Raw genomic sequence first — 16,326 nt, forward strand, 5'->3', positions numbered from 1 at the left:
GGGGGGGGGGGGGGGGGGGGGGGGGGGGGCGGGGGGGGGGGCGCGGGGGGGGGGGGCGGGGGGGGGGGGGGGCCGGGCGCCCCCCCCGCCCCCCCCCCCCGGGGGGGGGGGGGGGCGCCCCCCCCCCCCCCCCCCCCCCCCCCCCCGGCGCGGGGCCCCCCCCCCCCCCCCCCCGACTCGGGGGCACCCGCGGGCGAGGCGCCCGCCCAGACCGCCGCGGTGAGCCGTCGCGGGCTGTTCGGCCTGCTCGGCGCCGGAGCCGCTGGCCTCGCGGTCGGGGGCGCCGGCGGTGCCGCGATCGCTGCCGCGGCGGTTGGTGCCGGCGGCGCTGCCGGGTCCGGCGGATCCGACTCGGGGAGCGTGCCGTTCACTGGCGCGCACCAGGCCGGGATCGTCACTCCGGCGCAGGATCGCCTCCACTTCGCCAGCTTCAAGCTGCTCCGCGGCGTGGACCGCGCCGCGCTCATCGAGCTGCTCACTGACTGGACCGAGGCCGCCGCCGCGCTGACCCGCGGCGAAGAGATCGGCGTCGGCGGCGCGGTCGACGGCCCGCCGCTCGCCCCGCCCGCGGACACCGGCGAGGCGCTCGGCCTCCACGCCTCGAACCTCACGATCACCTTCGGGTTCGGCCGCACGCTGTTTGAGACGGCGGACGGCGAGGATCGCTTCGGGATCGCCGATCGGCTCCCCGAGGAGTTTGTCGAGCTGCCCTCGTTCGCCTTCGACCTGCTCGACGCGGCGACCACGGGCGGGGACCTGTGCATCCAGGCCTGCGCCGACGATCCACAGGTCGCCGTGCACGCGATCCGCAACCTCAGCCGCATCGCGATGGGGCGCGCCCGCGTCGCCTGGAGCCAGCTCGGCTTCGGCCGCACATCGTCCACGTCGGTGGCGCAGGACACGCCCCGGAACCTCTTCGGGTTCAAGGACGGTACAGCGAACGTGATGGCCGAGGAAACCCGGGCGCTCGCCGAGCACGTGTGGGTGGCAGACGACCACCCGCAGGCGTGGCTGCGCGGCGGCAGCTACCTGGTGGCGCGCAAGATCGCGATGACGATCGAGACGTGGGACCGCGCCTCGCTCGACGAGCAGGAGCGGATCGTGGGCCGCACCAAGGGGGAGGGCGGTCCGCTCTCGGGCGGCGCTGAGTTCGACGCCCCGGACTTCGCGGCGGTGAGCGGCGACGGCGAGGCCGCGATCGCGAACGATGCCCACCTGCGGCTCGCGCACCCCGACCAGAACGGCGGGGCGCGCATGCTGCGCCGCGGCTACAACTACGTCGACGGCTCGAACCCGCTCGGGCAGCTCGGCGCGGGGCTCTTCTTCATCAGCTTCCAGCACGACCCCGCGACGTTCGTGCGCGTGCAGCAGAACCTCAAGTCTGACTCGATGAACGAGTACCTGCGCCACGTCGGCTCCGGGCTCTGGGCCGTGCCGGGCGGGATCGCGCCGGGCGAGCACGTGGGCCAGGCGCTGTTCACGCCGTAGCAGGCGGGCCCAACCGTTCACCCGTTTCGCCGGGGGGCGGTGCTATCTTAGAAACCGTGGGCGTCTGCCCACACCAACGAAGCAGCGAGCACAGGTGGCTGGTCTTCGGTGGTGGATCCCTCACCGCGACGCCGCAGCGCGCAGTGAGTGGCCTTCCACTGTTGATCAGCACTCGCAGGCCGATCGGCCCAAGCGAGCAGTTACTGTGTGCTCACCCGAAGCAAAGGAGTACCCGTGGAGGGTCCTGAAATCAAGTTCGCCGAGGCAGTCCTCGACAACGGCAAGTTCGGGAAGCGGACCATCCGCTTCGAAACCGGACGCCTCGCGCAGCAGGCACAGGGCGCGGTCGCCGCGTACCTGGACGAGGAGACCATGCTCCTCTCCGCCACCAGCGCATCCAAGCAGCCGAAGGATCACTTCGACTTCTTCCCCCTGACCATCGACGTCGAAGAGCGCTCGTACGCCGCGGGCAAGATCCCCGGCTCGTTCTTCCGTCGCGAGGGCCGCCCCTCGACCGAGGCGATCCTCGTCTGCCGTCTCATTGACCGCCCCCTGCGCCCGTCGTTCGTCGCCGGTCTCCGCAACGAGGTCCAGGTCGTCATCACGGTCCTGTCGATCGCACCGGGCGAGTTCTACGACGCGCTCGCGATCAACGCGGCCTCCGCGTCGACCCAGATCTCGGGCCTCCCGTTCTCCGGCCCCATCGCCGGTGTCCGCCTCGCGCTGATCGGTGATCAGTGGGTCGCGTTCCCGAACGTGGAGCAGCTCAAGGACGCCGTCTTCGATCTCGTCGTTGCCGGCCGCGTCGTCACCGACAAGAACGGTGCCGAAGACGTCGCGATCATGATGGTCGAGGCAGAGGCAACCGAGCAGAGCTGGGAGCTCATCCGCAGCGGCGCCACCAAGCCCAACGAGGCAGTGGTCGCGGCCGGTCTTGACGCGGCAAAGCCGTTCATCGCCCAGCTGTGCAAGGCCCAGTCGGAGCTCGCCGCGCAGTCGGCGAAGGAGATCGCCGACTACCCGGTCTTCCTGCCCTACACCGACGAGACCCTCGCAGCCGTTGACGCGCTGGCACGCACCGAGCTCGCACCGATCTACCAGATCGCTGACAAGCAGGAGCGCCAGAACGCCGACGACGCGCTGAAGGCTCGCGTCAAGGAGCAGATCGCCGCACGCGTTGCCGCCGGGGAACTCCCCGAGTCGGCAAACGGTGAGGTCTCGGCCGCGTACAAGTCGGTCACCAAGGACATCGTCCGCAGCCGCGTCCTCTCCGAGGGCGTGCGCATGGACGGCCGCGGCACGAGCGACATTCGCGCGCTCGACGCCGAGGTCCAGGTCATCCCGCGCGTGCACGGCTCGGCCATCTTCCAGCGCGGCGAGACCCAGATCCTGGGCGTCACCACGCTGAACATGCTCAAGATGGAGCAGCAGATCGACTCGCTGTCGCCGATCACGAGCAAGCGCTACCTGCACCACTACAACTTCCCGCCGTACTCGACCGGTGAGACCGGCCGCGTTGGTTCGCCGAAGCGTCGCGAGATCGGGCACGGCTTCCTCGCCGAGCGCGCGCTCGTGCCGGTGTTGCCGAGCCGCGAGGAGTTCCCGTACGCGATCCGTCAGGTGTCCGAGGCGCTGTCCTCGAACGGCTCCACCTCGATGGGCTCCGTCTGCGCCTCGACCCTGTCGCTGCTCAACGCCGGTGTGCCGCTGCGCGCACCCGTCGCCGGCATCGCCATGGGCCTGGTCTCCGACGAGGTCAACGGCGAGACCCGCTACGCGGCGCTCACCGACATCCTGGGTGCTGAGGATGCGCTCGGCGACATGGACTTCAAGGTCGCCGGTACCAGCGAGTTCATCACCGCGATCCAGCTCGACACCAAGCTCGACGGCCTCCCCGCCGACGTGCTCAAGGGCGCGCTCACGCAGGCTCACGAGGCTCGCCTCACGATCCTCAACGTGCTCAACCAGGCGATCGACGCCCCCGACGAGATGGCCCCGACCGCGCCCCGCGTGATCACGGTCAACATCCCGGTGGACAAGATCGGCGAGCTGATCGGGCCCAAGGGCAAGACCATCAACGGGATCCAGGACGAGACCGGCGCCGACATCTCGATCGACGACGACGGCACCGTCTACATCGGCGCGACCGACGGCCCCGCGGCCGAGGCCGCCCGCGCCCAGGTCAACGCGATCGCCAACCCGCAGAACCCCGAGGTCGGCGAGCAGTACCTCGGCACCGTCGTGAAGAACGCCGCCTTCGGTGCCTTCGTCTCGCTGCTCCCCGGCAAGGACGGCCTGCTGCACATCTCCGAGGTGCGCAAGCTCGCCGGTGGCAAGCGCATCGAGAGCGTCGACGACGTGCTCGCCGTGGGTCAGAAGATCCTCGTGAAGATCACGAAGGTCGATGATCGTGGCAAGCTCTCGCTCGAGCCCGTGCTCGAGGAGCAGGCCGCTGAGGCGCCCGCCGAGGCCGCTGAGGTAGCCGCGGAGTAAGCTCCACCGCACACGCGCCCGTCGCCCCGCTTGGGGCGGCGTGCGCGTTTGTGTGTGGGCTCCTTCCGCCTGTCGTCCTTCTCCCTCCCCGAGCTCGCGCGGGAGATTCGAGCTCGCGCAGGGCTCCGAGCTCGCGCAGGAGATCCGTGCTCGCGCAGGAGATCCGAGCTCGCACAGGAGATCCGAACTCGCGCAGGAGATCCGAACTCAGGCGGACGAATTCGGCGGTTTTCACCCGCCTGAGTTCGGATCTCCTGCGCGAGCCCGGCCGCCCACCTCCGTCCACAGCTCAGCAGCAGCACGCGGTGGCGGCGCACTCTCCACAGTTCACGATTCGCCGTCCCGCGGCGGCCGCGCGTCGCGCATGGTGGACGCATGACCATCTTCACGACACTGCGCGCCGCCGGCGGCATCATGCGCGCACAGCACCTCATCGATGCGGGGTGGAGCCGCCACACCCTCGACGCGCACCGCGCAGCCGGCCGCTTGGTGCGGCCACAGCGTGGCTGGCTCGCACTTCCAGACGCCGACCGGCAGCTCGTCTACGCAGCTCAGCACGGGGTGCTCCTGAGCTGCATGAGCCTGATCTCCCGACTGGGGCTGTGGGTGCCGGATCGGGTGACTCGCCCGCACGTCGCCGCGCGCACGCCCAACTCGCGGGTGCGCGGCGGCAACCACGTGTGTCACTGGGCTGTGCCGGTGGTGTGGCGCGAGCCCCACCGGCTCATCGACCGCGTGGAGAACGCCCTCGTGCTCGCGGCCGGGTGTCTCCCCGCGGAGGGCGCGCTCGCCGTGTGGGAGTCAGCGCTCCGCACCGAAACCGTCACGCGCGCTGGTCTTGAACGGCTGCCGCTGCGCGAGCGGGAGCGGGAGCTCCTCGCCGCGTGTTCCATCTTCTCCGATTCTGGGCTCGAGAGCTACGTGCGCCGCCGCCTCACCGCACTGCGTCTCCGAGTCGTGGCGCAGGCCTGGCTGTACGGGCACAGGGTTGACTTCCTCATCGAGGGGTGGCTGGTGCTGCAGATTGATGGCGGGCACCACGTTGGGCCGCAGCGCACCGCCGACAACCGGATTGACGCGGTGCTCGCGGTGAATGGCTTCGTCACCATTCGCGTGGGGTCCTGGCAAGTGGAGCACGACTGGCCCGAGGTGCAGCGCCTCATCATGGTCGCGCTCTCGCAGGGGCGGCCGCGCGTGGCCGGAGGGGGACGGCCGTGATTGAGTTCGCCCGCGTGGCCACACCCGGTTCTTGGGCTCTGTGCCCCGTGAATCTCTCGGCGCAGCCGCGTGTTTCCTGCGAGAACCCGCGGCGGGCTGGGGCGCGTGTGCAGACAGGGCGGGGAGACCCTGCCAGACTGGGGGCATGGCGGATACTCAGAACGGACGCGTCGCGGTCTACCTCGACTTCGACAACATTGTGCTCTCGTGGTACGACCGGGTGCACGGGCGCAACTCGTTCTCGCGCGACCGGCAGCGCATTGCCGAGGATCCGACCGCCCCCGATGTGGCCGAGCGCCTGAAAGCCGCGGCGGTCGACGTGGGTGCGATCATCGACTACGCGTCGTCGTTCGGCACGCTCGTCCTCACGCGCGCCTACGCCGACTGGTCGGCGCCGGTGAATGCCGTGTACCGCTCGCAGCTGGTGGCGCGCGCCGTCGACCTGGTGCAGCTGTTCCCGGCCGCGGCCTACGCAAAGAACGGCGCGGACATCCGCCTCGCGGTGGACACGGTCGAAGACATGTTCCGGCTCGACGACCTCACGCACGTGGTGATCGTCGCTGGCGATTCAGACTACGTGCCGCTGGCGCAGCGCTGCAAGCGCCTCGGGCGTTACGTGGTGGGCATCGGCGTCGCCGGGTCCACGGCCAAGGCGCTCACGGCCGCCTGCGACGAGTTCGCCAGCTACGACTCACTGCCCGGCGTTGAGCTCCCGGAGCGTCCGGTGCAGCCGGCCCGGGGGCGGCGTGCCCGGCCTGCGGGCGACGCCGGGGCATCTGCATCGGCCGGGGCTGCCGCGGCCGACTCCGCGGAGGCCGGGGCTCAGCGCTCGGCCGAGGCGCCGCTCGACGAGCTCGCCGCGGCGCTCGACGAGCTCACGCCGCCGCGCAGCTCCAAGTCGAACGGGCCGGCCACCACGCCAGCGAGCGAGGCGCCGCACGGCGCGGACGCCGGGCTGCACGACGATGAACACGACGATGACGACGAGGAGGGCACCTCAGATCCAGACATCGATGCGACGGGCCTCCTGATTCGCGCGCTCTGGCTCAGCCAGGACAAGGACGACTCGGGCTGGCTGTACAGCTCGGCCGTGAAGCAGCAGATGCGGCGCATGGACCCGTCCTTCAACGAGCGCGCGCTCGGCTTCCGCTCGTTCTCCGATTTTCTGAAGTCCCGCTCGGACATCGCCGAGCTCGAGGAGACGGGGCACGAGCGCCTCGTGCGGCTGCGGGATCAGTCGAAGTAGCGCGGAGTCCCGCGCTGCGACGCATGCGGGCCCGCGGCGCGAGCTGGGCAGGGGCGCGCGCTGGGCAGCGACGCACGCGGGTCCGCGGCGCGCGCTGGGCTGCGACGTGCCCGGGCTTGTGAACCGCGCCGCGCGCCGGGGGAGAGGCCGCTCAGGCGCGCCGGATAGGCTGGGGGGATGCGCGAACCGATCCTCCTGCCCCTTGACCAGGCCGAGCTCTCGGTGGACCTCAGCGGCAGCCTCATGCGCCGCACGGTGCACCCGAGCGGCCTCCGTGTACTCACCGAGCTGATGCCCAGCGCGCGCAGCGCCTCGATCGGCTTCTGGGTGGGCGTTGGATCTCGCGACGAGCAGGGCGAGCGGGGCGACGCCCCGGGGAGCCTGGGGTCCACGCACTTCCTTGAGCACCTGCTGTTCAAGGGCACGCCCACCCGCGACGCGTACGAGATCGCCACCACCTTTGACCGCATGGGTGCCGAGCACAACGCGCTCACCGCGAAGGAGTACACCTGCTACTACGCGAAGGTGCGCGACGCCGACCTGGCCGAGGCCGTGACCGTGCTCGCCGACATGGTGACCAACTCGGTGCTCGACCCCGAGGAGTTCGAGACCGAGCGCGGCGTGATTCTTGAGGAGCTCGCGATGGCCGCCGACGATCTCGCCGACGTCGCGAGCGAGCAGCTCTTCGAGGAGGTGCTCGTCGACCACCCGCTGGGGCGCCCGATCGGCGGCCTCCCCGAGACGATCCGCGCGGCCCGCCGCGACGACGTCGACCGCCACTACCGCGACCGCTACGACCCGTCCACGCTCGTCGTCACCGCGGCGGGCGCGGTCGACCACGATCAGCTCGTCGCGCAGATCGTGGCCGCGCTCAACGCCTCGCCCGAGGAGCGCTGGCACACTGACCGCGAGGCGACGCCGGTGCGGCGCGCACTCGCCACCACCGACCCCGCGACGGTCCCCGCGCAGACCGCGCCGCGGGTGTGCGTCACCGAGCGCCCCAGCGAGCAGATCAACCTGATGCTCGGCACGCCGGGACTGCGCGGCAACGATCCGCGCCGCTTCGCGTTCGGCATCATGAACTCGGTGCTCGGCGGCGGCATGTCGAGCCGGCTCTTCCAGGAGATCCGCGAGAAGCGCGGTCTGGCGTACACGGCGTACTCGTTTGGGGCCAGCTACTCGGACGCCGGCCTCTTCGGGATCTACGCCGGCAGCGCGCCCGAGAAGGCCGGGGCAGTGCTCGAGCTCAGCCAACTGGAACTGCAAAAGATCGCCGACGGCGGGATCACCGCCGAGGAGCACGAGCGGGCGCTCGGGCAGATCGCGGGTTCGACGGCGCTCGCCCTTGAAGACTCGGAGACCCGGATGGGCCGCCTGGCCCGCGCCGAGCTCGGCGCCGGCGAGCTCTACGACCTCGACACCTCGCTCGCGCGGTTCGCGGAGGTGACCGGCGACGAGATCAAGGCGGTCGCCGCGGCGATCGCCGAGCGGCCGCTCACGGTCGTGGCAGTGGGCGACGTGTCCCGCTCGGCGCTCGCGGCCTCCGCGTAGTCAGCGCGGCGCCCCGAGCCGGTAGATTGAGGGGTATGTCGAAACGCGTAGCCGTCGCCGGGGCCACAGGCCGACTCGGAACACTCGTGTGCGAGGTGGTCGAGGCGCACCCGGACCTCGACCTCGTGGCACGCCTCACGAGCTCGTCAGACCCGAGCGCCGGGGCCGACGCTGAGATCCTCGTTGATGTGAGCCACCCGGACGCCTCCGCGGCGATCGTCGACCGGGCGCTCGCGCGCGGTCAGCGCGTCGTGGTCGGCACGAGCGGCTGGTCGGCCGCGCGGCTCGCGGAGCTGCGGGAGCGCGTCGCGGCCGCTGGCGGCACCGTGCTCGTGGTGCCGAACTTCTCGCTTGGCTCGGTGCTGGGCACCGCGCTCGCGCGCGCGGCCGCGCCCTATTTCGACGCGATCGAGATCGTCGAGGCCCACCACCCGCAGAAGGTCGACTCGCCCTCCGGCACCGCGGTGCGCACGGCGGAGGTCATTGCCGAAGCCCGCGGGGACCGGGCGATCGAGGCCCCGTACGCCGAGCAGCCGGCGCGCGGCGAGCTGGTCGCCGGGATCCCGATCCACAGCCTGCGGCTCGCCGGCGTGGTCGCGAAGCAGGAGGTGCGCTTCGGCGGCCCCGGTGAGGTGCTCACGGTGATGCACGACACGCACTCGAACGACGCCTACCGGGCGGGCATCCGCGCGGCGCTTGAGTTCGTGGCCGCGGGCTCCGCGGGGAGCGGGCTCACGGTCGGCCTCGACCGCGTGCTCGGCCTCGACGGACTCGGCCGCCCCGCAGCGGGGGAGGTGGCCGCGTGAGCGCCCGCGTCCGCGCCGTGATCGGCGTCTCCATCATGAGCGTGCTGCTCGCGCTGTACTTCGTGTTCGCGGGGATCCGCGCGATTGGCCTGCTGAGCTCCGGCGAGGTGCTGCCGATCGTGATGGGCGTTGCCATGCTGATCCTGCCCCTGATCGGCGTGTGGGCGCTGCTGCGCGAACTGCAGTTCGGCCGCGAGTCGACGCGCCTGGCCGACGAGCTCGGCACGGCCGGGCTGATGCCTGAAGAACCCGTGTCGACGCGACCCTCCGGGCGCCCCGTGCGCGAGGACGCCGATGCGGCGTTCCCGAAGTATCGGGCCGAGGTTGAGGCGGCCCCCGAGTCGTGGCAGGCGTGGATGCGTCTCGGCATTGTGTACGACGCATGTGGTGACCGAAAACGCGCAAGAGCAGCGATACGCGAAGCAATTGGGCTCAAAAAGAACGAAATCAGTGGAATAACTCCGAAGGATTAGGGAAAACCCAGTTGCGTGCATAGACTCGATGCCCGAACGCCAGGGATCGGGGCCAGGATGACCCCGGATGGATTCCAGCGCGGAATCACCTGTAGCCGACGATGCGCAACACCTCGCGCCAGAAAGCACGGTTGTCATGGCCAAATATGACCTCAACGCTCCCGAGCCACGAACTCGCACGCTTGATTCGGTCACCGGAATCAGCAAGAAGGGGCTCCCCTCGGGAACCGTGGGGGTCATGGGCGCCCTCGTGATCGGGCTCTCGGTGTGCGCCCCGGCGTACACCCTGACCGCCGCGGTGGGTCCTGCTGCCGCGGAGGTCGGGTACCAGACTCCCGCGATCTTCCTCATGGGCTTCATTCCCATGCTGCTCGTCGCGCTGGGATACCGCGCGCTGAACTCGGCGATGCCCGACTCGGGAACCTCGTTCACGTGGGCGACTCGCGCGTTCGGCCCGTGGGTGGGCTGGATGGCCGGCTGGGGCCTCATCGCCGCGACCGTGCTCGTGCTCTCAAACCTCGCGGGGATCGCGGTTGAGTTCCTGTTCCAGTCGATCAGCATCATCGCCGACAACCCGGCGATCGCGGAGATCTCGGACAATAAGTTCATCAACATCCTGGTCTGCCTGTGTTTCATGGCGGTCGCGACGTTCATCTCGTACCGCGGCATGACCTCCACGAAGATCTTCCAGTACATCACCGTCATCTTCCAGATGGCCATCATGGTGTGGTTCATCGTCGCAATGTTCGTGGGCGCCGGGGATCCCGCCAACGAGGCCGGGCGCATGCCCGAGCTCTCCTGGTTCAACCCGCTCGAGGTCGACAGTTTTAGCGCGTTCGCCGCCGGCATTGCCGTGTCGATCTTCGTCTACTGGGGCTGGGACACCGTGCTCACGATGGGCGAGGAGACGAAGCCGTCGAAGGGTCGCCTCTCGACCGAGAGCAAGGCCGCGATGATCCTCGTCTTCATCCTCGTGGTGCTCTACGTCGGCACCGCGGCGGCCACCGTCGCCTACGCCGGCCTCGGCGACACCGGCACGGGGCTCAACAACCCGTCGATCGCGGAGAACGTGTTCGCCGCGCTCGCGCACCCGGTCATGGGGCCCGCCGCGATCCTGCTCTCGCTCGCGATCCTTGTGAGCGCGATGGCCTCGATCAACTCGACCGCGATCTCGCCGGCGCGCACGCTGCTCGCGATGTCGCACTACGGCGCCCTGCCGCCCGCGATCAAGAAGATCCACCCGAAGTACAAGTCCCCGTACGTGGCGCTCCTGCTGTCCTCGGTCGTCGCCTCGGTGTTCTACGCGATCATGCGCTTCATCAGCGAGGACGTCCTCTGGGACACGATCACCGCCCTTGGCATGATGGTGTGCTTCTACTACGGGATCACCGCGCTCGCGAGCCCGTGGTACTTCCGTCGCACGGCGTTCAAGGAGGGCTTCGGCGCGGTCATGTCGAAGTTCGTGTTCCCCGGCCTGGGCGGCATCCTGCTGCTGATCGTGTTCGTGCAGACCACGGTCGACAGCATGGACCCGGCATTCGGTTCGGGGAGCAACGTCGGCGGCATCGGCCTCGTGGGGATCATCGGCGTCGTGGTGCTCGGCCTCGGCGTGGTGCTCATGATCCTGCAGTCGCGCTCCACCCCCGGGTTCTTCCGCGGCGAGGTGCTCGCGAAGGCGGACGCCGAGTCTGACACCTCGGCGATGCCCGTGTTCGACGACGGGCTCGGTTCCTAACCGGCCACGGCCCGAACGAACTGCGCGCCCCGCGTGCGCAACATGTGCAGTGTTTCAGATGAAACGCAGCACATGTTGCGCACGCGGGGCGTTTTCGTCGTATGAGCACAGGTGGGGGTCCACACGTGACATAGGATCGTCGGACACTGTTCGAGCACGGGGAAGCAGGACGAATCAGTGCGCGCGAATCAAACGGATCTGTCGATCGCCACAGCGGCCTTCTACCTCGCTGGTGCGGTCTTCGCGGCGCTGAACGCCTCCGTGTTTCGCTACTCGGAGGCTCCGCGCCCGGATCTTGTGGTGATCGCGATCGCCTGCGTGGTCGCGGGCGGCGGGGTGCTGGCACTCGGGCGCCGGTTTTCGACGCGGTTCGCTGGCGCGCTGATGATCGGCGCGCTGCTCGTGGTGGTGCCGTCGGCACTCACCACGCCGGACGCGTTGCGCGCGTTCAACATGGGGCTGCTCTTCTTCCCGTACATCCTCTACCTGGTGTGGTTCTTCCCGCTCTGGTTCGCGCGCACACTGAGTTACACGTGGATGGCGACCTACATCGTGCTCATGCTCTCGCGGTTCGGCGACGAGGTGGCGACCGTGCTGATGACGCTCGCGGTCACGGGCCTCCTCGCGGGGGAGCTGATCGGGAGGTTTAAGGCGCGCCTTGAACGAACCTCGATCACCGACCCGCTGTGCGACGTGTGGAACAAGCGGGGTTTCGAGCGCCTCCTGGGCCCGGCGGTCACCGCAGCGCAGCGCAGCGGGCAGCCGCTGTCGCTGCTGTATCTCGATCTCGACGACTTCAAACGGGTGAACGACGCGCACGGCCACGCGGCGGGGGACCGGGTCTTGCAGGAGTTCGCGCGCGCCGTGCGGGATCACTCGCGGCCGCAGGACGTGTTTGCGCGGTTTGGCGGCGACGAGTTCGTGCTGCTCACGATCGACGCGAACGCGGAGCAGGCGCTGGCGGCGGGGGAGCGGCTGCGGCGGCAGATTCCGGATCCGGGCTGGTCGTTTGGCGTGTCAGAGTGGCGGCGCGGCGAGTCTCCCGAGGCGTTCATCTCCCGCGCGGATCTCCTGATGCTGAACGAAAAACACGAGCGGAAGCGCGCCCGATCGTAGCTCAGCGCGCGGTGGTCGCTGTGGCGACACGGAGCCGAATGTCGGACCCCGCGGGTACACTCAAGATGTGACTGCGAACTCGATTCCCACCCCCTACGAGGACCTGCTGCGCGAGGTCTACGAGCACGGCGACCCGAAGTCTGACCGCACCGGCACGGGCACGCGCAGCCTGTTCGGTCGGCAGATCCGGTTTGACCTCGCCGAGTCGTTCCCGCTCATCACCACGAAGCGTGTGCACTTCAAATCTGTCGCCGTCGAGCTGCTGTGGTTTCTGCGCGGCGAGGGCAACACCGCGTTCTTGAAGGAGCACGACGTCACGATCTGGGACGAGTGGGCCGACGAGAACGGCGACCTCGGCCCCGTCTACGGCGTGCAGTGGCGCTCGTGGCCCACGCCGTCGGGCGAGCACATCGACCAGATCGCGCAGGTCATTGAACAGATCCGCGCCACCCCAGACTCGCGCAGGCTCATCGTGTCCGCGTGGAACGTCGCCGACATCGGCGACATGGCCCTCGCGCCCTGCCACGCGTTCTTCCAGTTCTACGTTGCAGACGGCAAGCTGTCGTGCCAGCTCTACCAGCGCTCGGCCGACATGTTCCTCGGCGTGCCGTTCAACATCGCCTCGTACGCGCTGCTGACACTCATGGTGGCGCAGCAGACGGGGCTGGAGCCCGGCGAGTTCGTGTGGACCGGCGGCGACTGCCACATCTACGACAACCACGTGGAGCAGGTCGAGCGGCAGCTGTCTCGCGAGCCGTTCCCGTACCCGAAGATCGCGATCCGCAAGGCGGATTCGATCCTCGACTACACCCTCGACGATTTTGAGGTGCTTGACTACCAGCACCACCCCGGGATCAAAGCGCCGGTGGCGGTGTGAGCGGTGCGGCATCACCCGGCCCCAGGGTAGGGCTGATCTGGGCGCAGGCCGCGAACGGCGTGATTGGCCGCGACGGGGCGATGCCGTGGCACCTCCCCGGCGACCTGGCGCACTTCAAGCGCACCACGCTCGGCGCGCCGGTGATCATGGGGCGTCGCACGTGGGAGTCGCTGCCCGAGCGGTTCCGGCCGCTGCCGGGCCGGGAGAACATCGTGGTCACCCGCAACCCCGAGTGGTCGGCTGTGGGAGCCAGCGTTGTGACCTCGCCGGGCGAGGCGATCGCCCGCGCGAGCGCTCCGGCCTCGGGGCCGGCGCCCGAGTGGGTGTGGGTCATGGGCGGGGGAGAGCTCTACCGGCAGGCACTGCCGCTCGCCGACCGCCTGGAGATCACCGAGATCGCTGCCGAGATCGACGGCGACACTCGCGCGCCTGAGGTCGGCCCCGAGTGGGTCGAGGTGCCCCGCGACGACGCCGCGGTGCACAGCGACGAGGCGGCCGGCCTCAGCTACCGCTTCGTGCGCTACGAGCGCGCGTAGCCGGCGCTCGGGAGGGCCCGGAGGGTGTCCAGGCGACGCGCGACAGCGCGCGGAACTCGCTGGGATCGGGAGCCCGAATGAGTGAGACGGGGGTTCGTCCGGTAGCCTAGGGAAGTGGCAAATCAGGAGAATCCTTTTGGACAGGTGCTCGTCGCGCTCGTCACGCCCTTCCAGGCGGACGGCGAGGTCGATTGGGCTGCCGTAGAGAAGCACATCGATGACTGCATCGTCAGCGGCGCCGACGGCATCGTCGTCACCGGCACCACGGGCGAGACCAGCACCCTCACGGACCCTGAGAAGATCAAGCTCGTCGAGGTCGCGAAAGCGGTCTCGGGCGGGCGCGCAAAGATCATCACCGGCGGCGGTTCAAACGAGACCGCCCACGCCATCGAGCTCTACAAGGCCAGCGAAAAGGCCGGCGCCGACGGCGTGATGATCGTCACGCCGTACTACAACAAGCCGACCCAGGCGGGTCTGCTCACACACTTCCGCATGGTTGCCGACGCGACCGATCTGCCGGTCATCCTGTACGACATCCCGGGCCGCACCGGCGTCCCGATCACGTACGAGACGATCCTGCGGCTCGCGAAGCACCCGAACATCCTCGCGGTGAAGGACGCCAAGGGCGACTTCAGCGAGGTCAGCCGCGTGCTCAACCAAACGGACCTGATGTACTTCTCGGGCGACGACGCGAACGTGCTGCCGCACCTCTCGATCGGCGCGACCGGGCTCATCGGCGTCACCGCGAACATTGCGGCCGCGCCGTACCGCGCGATCATCGACGCGGTCAACGCAGGCGACCTGCACACCGCGCGCGACGCGCATCAGAGCCTTGAACCGCTCGTGCGCGCCGTGATGACCCACGTTCCCGGAACCGTCGCGGCGAAGTACATCCTGCACGGTCTTGGCCGGATCGGCAGCCCGCGTGTGCGGCTGCCGCTCGTCGGCCCGGAAGAGTGGGAGGCCGCCCTCATCGAGGACGAGCTCGCACTCGTCACAGACGTCCCAGGCGTCGACCTTTCAAACTTCAGGCCGGACCGCAACGCGGCTGCCGGCGGTGCCCTGCCCCAGATTGCAGGCACCACCCGCTAACAAACAGGAGGCTTTGTGCCCAACCCCGCTTACGCACCCCCCGCCCTTGAATCGGGGACACTTCGCATTACCCCTCTGGGCGGCCTCGGTGAGGTCGGCCGGAACATGACGGTCTACGAGATCGATGGCAAGTTGCTCATCGTTGACTGTGGTGTGCTTTTCCCCGAGGTCCAGCACCCCGGCGTGGACCTGATCCTGCCCGACATCACCAAGATTCAGCACCGGCTGAAGGATATCGTCGCGGTCGTGCTCACTCACGGCCACGAGGATCACATCGGTGGCGTCCCGTACCTGCTGAAGATGCGGGAAGACATTCCCCTCGTGGGGTCCAAGCTGACGCTCGCGTTCGTCGAAGCGAAGCTCAAGGAGCACCGGATCCGCCCCGTCACCCGCGTGGTGGCAGCCGACGAGGAAGTGAGCTACGGTCCGTTCGACCTCGAGTTCATCGCGGTGAACCACTCCATTCCGGACGCGCTCGCCGTGGCGATCCGCACCGACGCCGGCCTGGTGATCGGCACGGGCGATTTCAAGATGGATCAGCTGCCGCTCGACGGCCGCATCACCGATCTGCGGGCATTCGCTCGACTCGGCGAAGAGGGCGTTGACCTCTTCATGACCGACTCGACGAACGCCGATGTGCCGGGCTTCACCTCGCCCGAGAAGAACATTGGCCCCGTGATCGAGCAGGTCATCGCGAAGACCAAGGGCAAGGTCGTGGTCGCGAGCTTCTCGAGCCACGTGCACCGCGTGCAGCAGGTGCTCGACGCCGCGCAGGCGAACGGTCGCCGCGTGGTGCTGCTCGGCCGCTCGATGGTGCGCAACATGAAGATTGCCGCCGACCTCGGCTACCTCGAGGTGCCGGAGGGGGTGCTCGTCGACCTCAAGAAGAGCGGCGACATCCCCGACCACCGGATCGTGTACATGTCGACCGGTTCGCAGGGCGAGCCGATGGCAGTGCTCAGCCGCATGGTGAACCGCGAACACCAGGTCGAGGTTGGCCCGGACGACACCGTGATTCTCGCGTCCAGCCTGATCCCGGGCAACGAGACATCGGTCTACCGCGTCATCGACGGCCTGATCAAGCTCGGCGCGAACGTGGTGCACAAGGGCAACGCGAAGGTGCACGTCTCCGGCCACGCATCCGCCGGCGAACTGCTGTACTGCTACAACATCGTGCGCCCCAAGAACGTGATGCCGATCCACGGTGAGCACCGCATGCTCGTCGCAAACGCGGCGCTCGCGATCGAGACGGGTGTGCCGCAGAACCGCACGGTCATCGCCGAGAACGGCACCGTCGTCGACCTGGTCGACGGCGTTGCGCGCCCGGTGGGCCAGCTCGACATCGATTTCATCTACGTCGACGGCAAGAGCGTCGGCCGCGTGACCGAGGACGACCTCCGCGATCGGCGCACGCTCGCGGAGGAGGGCTTCATCTCCGTCATCACGGTCGTGGAGACCACCCTGGGCCAGATCGTTTCCGGCCCGGACATCCACGCGAAGGGTGTTGCCGAGGAGACGCACGTCTTCGAAAAGATCAAGCCCCAGGTGGCCAAGGCCCTTGAGGACGCGATGCGCGACGGCGTGACGGATCACCACCAGCTGCAGCAGATCGTGCGCCGCACGGTGGGCCGCTGGGTCGGAACGAAGCTGCGCCGCAAGGCGATGATCGTCCCCGTCGTGGTGGTGGTGTAGCAG

12 protein-coding genes and 1 pseudogene are annotated in these 16,326 nt (G+C 69.2%); all 13 read left to right on the plus strand.

The features are described 5' to 3' along the window. Window positions 1–183: 183 nt before the first annotated feature. Window positions 184–1,488: pseudogene (efeB, locus tag EV139_RS09120) on the plus strand (iron uptake transporter deferrochelatase/peroxidase subunit); the annotation flags it as partial. A gap of 234 nt (window positions 1,489–1,722) precedes the next feature. After that, entirely contained in the window at window positions 1,723–3,981 is a 2,259-nt protein-coding gene (locus tag EV139_RS09125; protein WP_130454042.1) for a polyribonucleotide nucleotidyltransferase, read from the plus strand. A gap of 375 nt (window positions 3,982–4,356) precedes the next feature. Then, window positions 4,357–5,199 (plus strand): DUF559 domain-containing protein, encoded by an 843-nt coding sequence (locus EV139_RS09130; RefSeq protein ID WP_237464407.1) that lies wholly within the window; start codon window positions 4,357–4,359, stop codon window positions 5,197–5,199. Between the two features lie 145 nt (window positions 5,200–5,344). Next, window positions 5,345–6,445, plus strand: coding sequence for an NYN domain-containing protein (locus EV139_RS09135; RefSeq protein ID WP_130454043.1), 1,101 nt, complete (start codon window positions 5,345–5,347; stop codon window positions 6,443–6,445). A 177-nt stretch (window positions 6,446–6,622) separates the two neighbouring features. Next, the gene (locus EV139_RS09140) at window positions 6,623–7,996 is read left to right on the plus strand and encodes a M16 family metallopeptidase (protein WP_130454044.1); all 1,374 of its coding nucleotides are present in this window, start codon (window positions 6,623–6,625) and stop codon (window positions 7,994–7,996) included. Window positions 7,997–8,031: 35 nt separating this feature from the next. Then, window positions 8,032–8,802, plus strand: a complete 771-nt coding sequence (gene dapB / locus EV139_RS09145) for a 4-hydroxy-tetrahydrodipicolinate reductase (protein ID WP_130454045.1) — start codon at window positions 8,032–8,034, stop codon at window positions 8,800–8,802. Next, window positions 8,799–9,275, plus strand: coding sequence for a tetratricopeptide repeat protein (locus EV139_RS09150; RefSeq protein WP_241989010.1), 477 nt, complete (start codon window positions 8,799–8,801; stop codon window positions 9,273–9,275). The genes dapB and EV139_RS09150 overlap by 4 nt, the downstream gene beginning before the upstream one ends. A 136-nt stretch (window positions 9,276–9,411) precedes the next feature. Beyond that, entirely contained in the window at window positions 9,412–11,010 is a 1,599-nt protein-coding gene (locus EV139_RS09155) for an APC family permease (protein WP_130454046.1), read from the plus strand. A gap of 177 nt (window positions 11,011–11,187) precedes the next feature. After that, entirely contained in the window at window positions 11,188–12,126 is a 939-nt protein-coding gene (locus EV139_RS16240; RefSeq protein ID WP_130454047.1) for a GGDEF domain-containing protein, read from the plus strand. Window positions 12,127–12,193: 67 nt separating this feature from the next. Beyond that, window positions 12,194–13,003 carry a thymidylate synthase gene (locus tag EV139_RS09165; protein WP_130454048.1) on the plus strand — a complete coding sequence of 270 codons (810 nt, stop codon included), beginning with the start codon at window positions 12,194–12,196 and terminating at the stop codon, window positions 13,001–13,003. Continuing rightward, complete coding sequence (locus EV139_RS09170) at window positions 13,000–13,539, plus strand: dihydrofolate reductase (RefSeq protein ID WP_130454049.1); 540 nt, start codon at window positions 13,000–13,002, stop codon at window positions 13,537–13,539. The genes EV139_RS09165 and EV139_RS09170 overlap by 4 nt, the downstream gene beginning before the upstream one ends. Window positions 13,540–13,653: 114 nt before the next feature. Then, entirely contained in the window at window positions 13,654–14,631 is a 978-nt protein-coding gene (gene dapA / locus EV139_RS09175) for a 4-hydroxy-tetrahydrodipicolinate synthase (protein WP_130454050.1), read from the plus strand. 15 nt (window positions 14,632–14,646) lie between these two features. Beyond that, the gene (locus tag EV139_RS09180; protein ID WP_130454051.1) at window positions 14,647–16,323 is read left to right on the plus strand and encodes a ribonuclease J; all 1,677 of its coding nucleotides are present in this window, start codon (window positions 14,647–14,649) and stop codon (window positions 16,321–16,323) included. Window positions 16,324–16,326 lie beyond the last annotated feature (3 nt).

It is taken from the genome of Leucobacter luti (assembly GCF_004217175.1).
Taxonomy (GTDB): domain Bacteria; phylum Actinomycetota; class Actinomycetes; order Actinomycetales; family Microbacteriaceae; genus Leucobacter; species Leucobacter luti.

Bases quoted from the DNA above. Each gene is read 5' to 3' on its own strand.
- EV139_RS09130 (WP_237464407.1), top strand. From the start codon at position 4,357: ATGACCATCTTCACGACACTGCGCGCCGCCGGCGGCATCATGCGCGCA.
- EV139_RS09135 (WP_130454043.1), top strand. From the start codon at position 5,345: ATGGCGGATACTCAGAACGGACGCGTCGCGGTCTACCTCGACTTCGAC.
- EV139_RS09140 (WP_130454044.1), top strand. From the start codon at position 6,623: ATGCGCGAACCGATCCTCCTGCCCCTTGACCAGGCCGAGCTCTCGGTG.
- dapB (WP_130454045.1), top strand. From the start codon at position 8,032: ATGTCGAAACGCGTAGCCGTCGCCGGGGCCACAGGCCGACTCGGAACA.
- EV139_RS09155 (WP_130454046.1), top strand. From the start codon at position 9,412: ATGGCCAAATATGACCTCAACGCTCCCGAGCCACGAACTCGCACGCTT.